This window comes from Mesorhizobium sp. M1A.F.Ca.IN.020.06.1.1, assembly GCF_004023265.1.
Classification (GTDB): Bacteria; Pseudomonadota; Alphaproteobacteria; order Rhizobiales; family Rhizobiaceae; genus Mesorhizobium.
Genome location: NZ_RZSR01000152.1, coordinates 1 through 8,631, shown reverse-complemented (window position 1 = coordinate 8,631; position 8,631 = coordinate 1). Strand labels below are relative to the sequence as shown.

8 protein-coding genes are annotated in these 8,631 nt (G+C 62.9%); 6 read left to right on the top strand and 2 right to left on the bottom strand.

From position 1 onward, the window contains the following. The coding region (locus tag EOA60_RS09555) for a chloride channel protein (protein ID WP_164899245.1) at positions 1 to 1,560 on the top strand (1,560 nt) is incomplete at its 5' end. Positions 1,561 to 1,568: 8 nt separating this feature from the next. Here EOA60_RS09555 and EOA60_RS09550 read toward each other — a convergent pair. After that, entirely contained in the window at positions 1,569 to 3,593 is a 2,025-nt protein-coding gene (locus tag EOA60_RS09550; RefSeq protein ID WP_127335611.1) for a bifunctional diguanylate cyclase/phosphodiesterase, read from the bottom strand. A 17-nt stretch (positions 3,594 to 3,610) separates the two neighbouring features. Next, the gene (locus tag EOA60_RS09545) at positions 3,611 to 4,111 is read right to left on the bottom strand and encodes a molybdopterin-dependent oxidoreductase (RefSeq protein WP_067326015.1); all 501 of its coding nucleotides are present in this window, start codon (positions 4,109 to 4,111) and stop codon (positions 3,611 to 3,613) included. Between the two features lie 231 nt (positions 4,112 to 4,342). On the opposite strand from EOA60_RS09545, the gene EOA60_RS09540 reads away from it, so the two are divergent. From EOA60_RS09540 to EOA60_RS09520, 5 genes are all read left to right on the top strand, one after another. After that, complete coding sequence (locus tag EOA60_RS09540) at positions 4,343 to 5,008, top strand: XRE family transcriptional regulator (RefSeq protein WP_067327057.1); 666 nt, start codon at positions 4,343 to 4,345, stop codon at positions 5,006 to 5,008. Positions 5,009 to 5,045: 37 nt separating this feature from the next. Continuing rightward, positions 5,046 to 6,122 carry an extracellular solute-binding protein gene (locus EOA60_RS09535; protein ID WP_095823402.1) on the top strand — a complete coding sequence of 359 codons (1,077 nt, stop codon included), beginning with the start codon at positions 5,046 to 5,048 and terminating at the stop codon, positions 6,120 to 6,122. 19 nt (positions 6,123 to 6,141) lie between these two features. Then, positions 6,142 to 7,011: an ABC transporter permease gene (locus EOA60_RS09530; protein WP_095800452.1), complete on the top strand. Its 870-nt coding sequence runs from the start codon at positions 6,142 to 6,144 to the stop codon at positions 7,009 to 7,011. After that, the gene (locus EOA60_RS09525) at positions 7,011 to 7,808 is read left to right on the top strand and encodes an ABC transporter permease (RefSeq protein ID WP_067326024.1); all 798 of its coding nucleotides are present in this window, start codon (positions 7,011 to 7,013) and stop codon (positions 7,806 to 7,808) included. Before EOA60_RS09530 ends, EOA60_RS09525 begins: the two co-directional genes overlap by 1 nt. After that, the coding region (locus tag EOA60_RS09520; RefSeq protein WP_206628114.1) for a spermidine/putrescine ABC transporter ATP-binding protein at positions 7,805 to 8,631 on the top strand (827 nt) is incomplete at its 3' end. The genes EOA60_RS09525 and EOA60_RS09520, both read left to right, overlap by 4 nt.

Genomic DNA, 8,631 nt, shown 5'->3' with positions numbered 1-8,631 from the left:
TCGCTGGCCAGTCCGGTGCAGGCGATGTTTCCGGCGATCGGGGGACTGCTGCTCGGCCTTTCGGTGATCTGGCTGAGAAGGCGGAAGTTCAGAACGCCTGTCGACCCGATCGAAGCCAACGCGCTCTACGGTGGGCGCATGTCGCTCACCGATACGTTCATCATTGTCGGCCAGACCATGATCTCCAGCGGCTTCGGCGCCTCGGTCGGTCTGGAAGCCGGTTATACGCAGGTTGGTTCCGGCATCGCCTCGAGGCTGGCGCGCGCCTTCCGGCTGCGCCGCAACGACGTGCGCATCCTGGTCGGCTGCGGCGCCGCCGGCGCGATCGCTGCCGCCTTCGACGCGCCGTTGACGGGTGCCTTCTACGGCTTCGAACTGGTCATCGGCATCTACTCGGTGGCCAATGTGGCGCCGGTCATGACGGCGGCGATCGCCGCCTCGCTGACGGCTGAGATGTTCGGCGGCGTGCCGTTTCCGCTCGAACTTTCCGGCCTGCCGACGCTGACCGCCAGCCAGTATGTGCCGTTCCTGCTGCTGGGACTGCTCGGCGGGGCGGCGTCCATCGCGATCATGCATCTGGTGAGCCTTATCGAGCGCGTCTTTGTGCGGCTGGCGATCGACGCTTCCGTCAGACCTTTCATCGGCGGCATCGTTGTCGGGCTGCTCGGGCTGGTCACGCCGCAGGTGCTGTCCAGCGGACACGGCGCACTCCACCGCGAGTTCGCCATGAACTACGCGCTTCCCGTGGTGGCCAGCGTCTTCGTGCTGAAGCTTGCTGCCTCGGCGATCTCGCTCGGCTCCGGTTTCCGCGGCGGTCTGTTCTTCGCCTCGCTGTTTCTGGGGGCGCTGCTCGGCAAGGTCTTTGCCGGCGTCATGGTGATGGCCGCGCCCTCAACCGCGCTCGATCCGGCGGTCGCCGCCGTCGTCGGCATGACCTCGCTTGCCGTCGGTGTCGTCGGCGGCCCGCTGACCATGACTTTTCTCGCGCTGGAATCGACGCGGGACCTGACGCTCACCGGCGTGGTGCTGGCAGCGTCGATCATGTCGGCCATCCTGGTGCGCGAGACCTTCGGCTACTCCTTCTCGACCTGGCGCTTCCATCTGCGCGGCGAGACGATCCGCAGCGCCCACGACGTCGGCTGGATGCGCAGCCTCAATGTCGGGTCGATGATGCGCAAGGACGTCCGCACCATCGATGCTTCGATTACCTTGGCCGAGTTCCGCAAGGAGATCCCGCTCGGCTCGGCGCAGCGCGTCATCGCCGTCGAAGGGGGCCGGCACTATGTCGGCGTGCTGCTCGTGGCCGAACTGCACAGTGACCTCTCAGACGGCGAGACTCCGGTGCAGGCGCTCGCGCAGTTCAAGGATGCGGTGCTGGTGCCGTCGATGAACGTCCAGTCCGCCGCGGAGACCTTTCAGCGCGCCGGCGCTGAAGAGCTAGCGGTCGTTGAGGATTTCGACGACCGCATCGTGCTTGGCCTGCTCACTGAAAGCCATCTGATGCGGCGCTACGCCGAGGAGCTGGACAAGGCGCGGAGGGATCTTTCCGGCGAGGGCTGAGCCCTGATTCAATCGGCGGTCTTGCGGCCCTGCTTGGCGACTTTCCGCAGCATGGATGGGCCCAAGCGAAGAGACTCGGCTCGAGTTTTTCCATCTGTTTTGGCGCCACCCTGCCTTGCGACGAGATAGTTGGTCATCAACCTTGCCTCAACAGGCTCCGACATAAAGAACCCTTGTGCGCCGTGACAGTGTTCGTGGATCAGGAAGTCGAGTTGGGCTTCGTTCTCCACCCCTTCCGCAACAACGGTCAGGCCTAGCGAATTGGCCAGCGCGATGATGCCTCGGACCACGTTCTGTTTCTTCGTGGAGGAAGCCAGATCGCTGAGGAACGAGCGATCGATCTTTAATTGGTTCAAGTCGAAATCGGCAAGGTATCCGAAGCTCGCATAACCTGACCCAAAATCGTCGAGTGCCAGGCTCACTCCGAGGTTTCTAATCTTGCCGATACTCTCCAGAGCATTGCGGCTGTTCTGGATGAATATCCCTTCAGTGATCTCCAACTGCAGACGCGATGGAAGCAACCCCGTTTGCCGCAGCGTCTCGGTGAGATGCGTCAGATAGGCATCGGTCTGGAGGCTTCTTCCGGAGACGTTGACCGAGCAGATGAACTCTTCGGTGGAAATAGGCATCCATCGGGCGGCTTGCTCGCAAGCCTTGCCCAGAACCATCTTGTCGAGTTCCAGTATCAGCTCACTTCGTTCCGCGATCGGAATGAACGATGCCGGCGCACGAACCGCTCCCGAGACCGGGTCGTGCCAGCGGACCAGCGCCTCGGCCCCGATCATGCGGCCGGTCGCCAGCTCGAACTGGGATTGCCAGACCAGGAAGAACTCGTCGCAATTGAGGGCCCGCTTGATGGCCGCTTCTTCACCGAGCTGCATGTCGATCTGACTGAGGATCGCGGGCGAAAACGTCACGAAACCGGACCGCCCTTCGGCCTTTGCCGTGTAGAGAGCGCTATCGGCACTGTGCAGCAACGTGGAAATGTCGGAACCGTGCTGAGGGAAACATGCCATGCCGATGCTGGCGCCAATGCGCACCTGATGGCCCTCCAACTCTGCGAACCTGTTCAGCCGTTCGCGCAGACGTTGCCCCAAATCGTCATGATCATTCCGATCGGCAATAGCCATGATGGCGAATTCGTCTCCGCCCAATCGCACGGCGGCTACGTCGCCGGGCCGCTCGACCGACTGAAGGACCTCGGCAACCGCCTTCAGCAGCAGATCGCCGACGTGATGGCCGAAGGTGTCGTTCACGCTCTTGAAATGGTCGAGATCGATCAGGAGCAGCTGAAGCTGCCTACCGGTCTCCCTCGCCCGGTCCAGCATGGCGTCCCTGTTGGCTGCCATCCAGGCACGATTCTTCAGTCCGGTGGTCGCGTCGCGCCAGGCGAGAAATTCCAGCTTCTTTATCGTTTCCCGGCGCCCGATGAACAGAACCGCCGTCCCGATTGCCAGCAGCGACAAGATCGTCAGAGCAAAGGCTATCTGATAGTTGAACCGATTCAGGCTGACTTCCGACGCATAGAGATCGGCGTTAACGCCCTCGCCGTATTTGTAGTACTCGTCGTTCATCCGGCCGACGATCTGCTCCAGTTCCAGACCCAGTTCCTTCAAGCGCTGCTGATCGAACGGGAGCCCCGCCGCGATCACTGCGTCGAGCCGCGTTACCGCGTCGTTCACGCGCGGCACGATGCCTGCATATGCGGGAATTGCGCTGATCGTTTCGCCGCCGTCGACCCGCTTGAAGCGGATGTAAACCAGGTCGTTTGCAGCGGCCAGATGATCTAGGCTCGCCTGAGAGTTGGGCGCGACCTCAGCAAGCGAGATCATATCCCTCAGGTGGGTCACGTCGCGTATGGCAATATGGAATTCGCGGATGGCGAAGAACCCGAACCGGGGCAGCGAAGACTCGATCTTGCTGATACTGACAAACAGCATGACGATGAGGATCGCGGAACCGACCGCCGCCAGCCCTATGGCACTGCCATAGGTAAGCGGAATGCGCCAGCCTCTCAGTCGAGATCCCACCATGGAGGCCTACCAGCCGGTCAGTTGTCGGACTCGATCGTCTTGATCAGCCAAATCCATCGCGGTTTGCGGATCGGCGTGTCGAAGGCGGGGAAATCCTTGAGAGGATAGACCAAGCGGGTCGGACCTTGTGTTCGTCGGGTGAGCAACTCCCCGTCCTGGCGCGTCGCAAGAAGCAGAGGACCTTCCGTCCAATCCTCGTGCGGAATCACCTGCACGTAATCGTCCGCGGCCCTTAGAGTGACGGAATCCCTATCTGCCAATCCCAGGGACTTAAGCACGTCTCGGAACAGGACGCCTTCAAACGTCAATTGCCCTTGCTCGAAAGGACTTGTGGTGATGACTTTGTAGAGGCCGAGCTTTTCCAACTGCCTCAGTGTGACCGGGATCTGCTTGCCGTCCTTCTGAACGGTGAAAGCTACGGAGTCCGGCGGCTCCGGATAGCTGGCCGGTTCCAACGCCCGTGCAGTCAGAGTGCCGATCGCCAAGACAGCCAGCATCAGCAGGCTGCGCACGAGCATCAACGGTCCTTTTCTTAGCCAGGATGACATATCGCAATCCCTTCCCGCTCAGCAGATCGACAATGGTCCTTGCTGTACGACATCTTGCCGGCCGACATTCGATACTGCCGTTGAATGCTTAATTTTTTGATCGGCTTCCGTTCCCCGCCATGGGACCGTGGAAATGGCATCCGCCCCCTATTGCCAGCTGTACAGTGGTACTGTACAAGGTGTTAAGTGGAGGAAAACGGGATGCGCGAGGCTTCGGAGGACGGCCAGGCTCCGGCGACGAACGGTGCCGGCACGGCTGCAGCTCATGCGCAGCAGGTGCTGGGCGTGCGGCTCAAGGCCCTGCGCCTCGCTCGCCGTCTATCATTGCGTGACCTCGCGGAAGCGACCGGAACGAGCGCCAGCTTCATCAGCCAGCTTGAACGCGGGCTGACCGGCGCCAGTACTGCCTCGCTCAACCAGATGGCTTCGGCGTTGGGCGTGAGCGTCGCGATGCTGTTCGAGGAAAGCGCGACACAGAACCATGGCGTGCTCCGGCGCAGCGAGCGGCCAAGCCTTCCGCCCAGCAACGGCTGCCGTAAGATGCTGCTTTCCCGCCCGCCGCTGAGCGACATGGAGGTCTATGTCGGCGAGTTCGATATCGGCGGCTCGACCGGCTCCGCGCTTTACACGCATGGCGACGCGCAGGAGATGCTGATCGTCCTTCGCGGTGTCGTCGAGGTCTCTCTTGGCGACGCCCGCCACGTCCTCGAAGAAGGCGACAGCATCGAATACGCGACATCGACACCACATCGCAGCGAGAACATCGGCAGTGGTCGGGCCGAGGTGATGTGGATCATCGCACCGCCGACCTCGGCACGCGCCGAGCTCGATCAATACAAGCCCTGGAAACCGCTCGCGGCCAGGTAGTCCGATTAAACGCGGGCATAATGGGAGAGTCAGAGTTATGTTGAAGTCGAAACTTGCAGGTCTTGGCGCCGTGCTGGCGCTCGGAATGCTGACAACCACCGCCTTCGCACAGGAAAAGCCTGTCGCGGGCGAGGTGAAGGAAGGCTCGCTCAAGGGCAAGACCCTGACCTTCGTCTCCTATGGCGGCATCTATCAGGATGGCCAGGTGGCGGCGCTGAAGGAGTTCGTCGAGAAGTCCGGCGTCAAGCTGTTCAATGACGGGCCGACCGAGATCGCCAAGCTGCAGGCCCAGGTCGAATCCGGCAACGTCACCTGGGACGTGGTCGATACCGGCGATCTGCCGCCTTACGTCCATTGCGGAAAGCTGTTCCAGAAGCTCGATCTCTCGAAGCTCGACGTCTCGAAGATACCCGAAGGACAGGTCGGCGAGTGCTCGGTTCCGGCGATGAACTACGGCGTCGTGCTGATGTATAATAAGGAGAAGTACAAAGATAACCCGCCCAAGAACTGGGCTGACTTCTTCGACACCGACAAGTTCCCCGGCGTGCGCGCCCTGGACGGATCCGGCGATCCGACCGGTGGCCTGCTCGAACAGGCCTTCAAGGTGGCGGGCGGCGATCCGAAGGCGATGACTGCTGCCGACATCGACAAGGCCATCGACGTGATTCGCAAGCTCGGCCCGGACACGATCTACTGGAAGACGGGCGCTGAATCGCAGCAGCTCGCGGAGTCCGGCGAAGCCGACATGCTGATGATGTGGACCGGCCGCGCCATGACGGCGGTCAAGAACGGCGCCAAATACGCGCCCGCCTGGCAGGACTGGCTGGTGGTGATGGACCAGATGACGATCCCCGTCGGCGTCAAGGATACGGATGCCGCCTATGCGCTGCTGAATGCCTACCTCGGCAAGCAGGCGCAGGAGATTCTCACGCAGCAGACCTCCTACACGCCGATCAACAACGATGCGAAGCCGAAGGTTGACGAGTCGGTCGCAGCGTTCCTGACCAACACGCCCGAGCGCCAGAAGCAAGGCTACAAGCAGAACATCAAGTTCTGGGTCGAGAACTTCCCAGTGGCGCAGGAGAAGTGGTCCGCGCTGATGGCCGGCAACTGAGCTGACGGAGGCAAGGCCCGTGAGCGCGCTCGAACCGACGATCCAGACTGCCGAAAAACGGGCAGGATGGGCCTGGCGGCCGTTCGCGCTCACGCTGCCGGCCATGATCCTGCTCGCAGCTGTGATCGGCTATCCGCTGCTCACCATCGTGCTGCGCAGCCTCTCGGAGCCGGAATGGGGCGTGCAGAACTATGCCTGGTTCTTCGGCGCGCCCGTCAATCTCGCGGTGCTCCAGCGCACATTCACCATCTCGGCATGGGTGACGCTGGTCTGCGTGGTTTGCGCTTATCCTTATGCTTACCTCATGACCGCGGTCGGGCCGCGCGTGCGGCTCGTCCTGGTTCTCTGCGTGCTGATCCCATTCTGGGTGAGCGGCGTGGTGCGCACACTCTCCTGGGTGATCCTGCTGCAGGATTCCGGCGTCATCAACTCGCTGCTGAGATCAGCCGGCTTCGCGGGCATCCGGCTGATCCGCACCCAGACGGGCGTGGTGATCGGCATGGCGCAGGTGCTTTTGCCCTTCATGATCCTGCCGCTTTATTCGGTGATGAAAGGCATCGACCTCAGGCTGGTGCAGGCGGCGCGAAGCCTTGGCGCCCGGCCGTCCCGCGCTTTCTTCACAGTCTACCTGCCGCTGTCGCTGCCGGGCGTCTATGCCGGCGCAATCATCGTCTTCATCCTGGCGCTGGGCTTCTACATCACGCCGGCACTGCTCGGCGGGCCGCGCTCGACGATGCTGTCGACACTGGTGCAGACCCAGGTGCTCAGCCTGCTGCAATGGGGACGCGGCGGCGCGATGGGCGTGGTGCTGCTGGTCACGACCTTCCTGTTGCTGGCGCTTGCAGCGCCGGTGATGCGGTCGCGGCACCGGGAGGCGGGGCGGCGCTGATGGAAATGAAGACGCTCACCCGTGTCGTTCTCGGCCTTGTCAGCCTGCTGGTGGCGATCTGGCTGGTGGCGCCGACGCTGGTCGTCGTGCCGATGTCGTTCAACGGCAACAAGTCGCTCTCCTTCCCACCGCAAGGCTTCTCCTGGCAGTGGTACGAGAATTTCGTCACGAATCCAGAATGGTCGACCAGCTTCCTCAATTCCCTGAAGGTCGCCTCGATCGTGGCGGTGCTGGCAACGGTGCTCGGCACGCTGGCCGCCTTCGGGCTCGACCGTATGAAGGCACGGCCTGCCAATTTGCTGCGGATGCTGATGCTGACGCCGATGGTTGTGCCGGGCGTGGTTCTGGCCATCGGCATCTATGCCGTCTATCTCGATGCGCAACTCGTCGGCACGCTGCCCGGCTTCGTGCTCGCCCACACCATCCTGGCGCTGCCCTTCGTGCTGATCGCCGTGTCGGCCAATCTGGAAGTGTTCGACAGGCGGCTGGAGACGGCTGCGGCGAGCCTCGGCGCCGGCGCGCTCACCACGTTCCGGACGGTGACGCTGCCGCTGATCCTGCCCGGCATCCTCTCCGGCCTGCTGTTCGCCTTCGCGACGTCCTTCGACGAGATCATCGTCTCGCTGTTCATCACCAACCCCTATCTCAAGACCCTGCCGGTGCAGATCTTCTCCTCGATCACGCGCGACGCCGACCCGACGGTCGCGGCCGTCGGCACGATCCTTTTGTGCGCCACGACCATCCTGATCGGCGGCGGCATGCTTCTTCTTGGCCGCGAGCGGAAGGGACGCCTATGAACCCAAGACCGGACAATCGCGGCGCGGCGATCGACCTCGAATCCGTCACCAAGGCCTATGGCGCGTTCAAGGCGCTGGACGGCGTGTCGCTCAGGATCGAGCCCGGCGAGTTCATGACGCTGCTTGGGCCGAGCGGCTCCGGCAAGACGACGACGCTCAATGTGATCGCCGGTTTCACGGATGTGTCGAGCGGCAAGCTGCTGGTCGGAGGACAAAGTGTCGTCGGCGTGCCGGCGCACAAACGCAACATCGGCGTCGTCTTCCAGCACTACGCACTGTTTCCGCATATGACGGTTGGCCGCAACGTCGCCTATCCGCTGACGCTGCGCGGCGTTGGCCAGGAGGAACGGAAAAGGCGCGTGGCCAAGGCGCTCGACATGGTCAAGATGGGCGACTTCGCGCATCGCTATCCGAGCGAATTGTCAGGCGGCCAGCAGCAGCGCGTGGCGCTGGCGCGGGCCATCGTGTTCGACCCGCCGCTGCTCCTCATGGACGAGCCGCTCGGCGCGCTCGACAAGAAGCTGCGCGAATGGCTGCAGCTCGAGATCAAGCGCATCCATCGCGAGCTCGGCACCACCTTCGTCTATGTCACGCACGACCAGGAGGAGGCATTGGTGCTGTCGGACCGCATCGCCGTGTTCAACCGCGGCCGCATCGAGCAGGTCGGCACTGGACGGCAGCTCTATGACGAGCCGGCAACGCTGTTCGTCGGCCGCTTCATCGGCGACTCCACGGTGCTGCGCGGCGAAGCCAGAAGTGACGGGACCGGCACTGCGCTGACCATCGCCGGCGAGACGGTCGCCGCGCCGCGCCGGCTTGCCGG

What these genes read in the sequence shown, in the direction of transcription:
- EOA60_RS09550 (WP_127335611.1), bottom strand. Translation starts at nt 3,593, where the DNA reads ATGGTGGGATCTCGACTGAGAGGCTGGCGCATTCCGCTTACCTATGGC.
- EOA60_RS09545 (WP_067326015.1), bottom strand. Translation starts at nt 4,111, where the DNA reads ATGCTCGTGCGCAGCCTGCTGATGCTGGCTGTCTTGGCGATCGGCACT.
- EOA60_RS09540 (WP_067327057.1), top strand. Translation starts at nt 4,343, where the DNA reads ATGCGCGAGGCTTCGGAGGACGGCCAGGCTCCGGCGACGAACGGTGCC.
- EOA60_RS09535 (WP_095823402.1), top strand. Translation starts at nt 5,046, where the DNA reads ATGTTGAAGTCGAAACTTGCAGGTCTTGGCGCCGTGCTGGCGCTCGGA.
- EOA60_RS09525 (WP_067326024.1), top strand. Translation starts at nt 7,011, where the DNA reads ATGGAAATGAAGACGCTCACCCGTGTCGTTCTCGGCCTTGTCAGCCTG.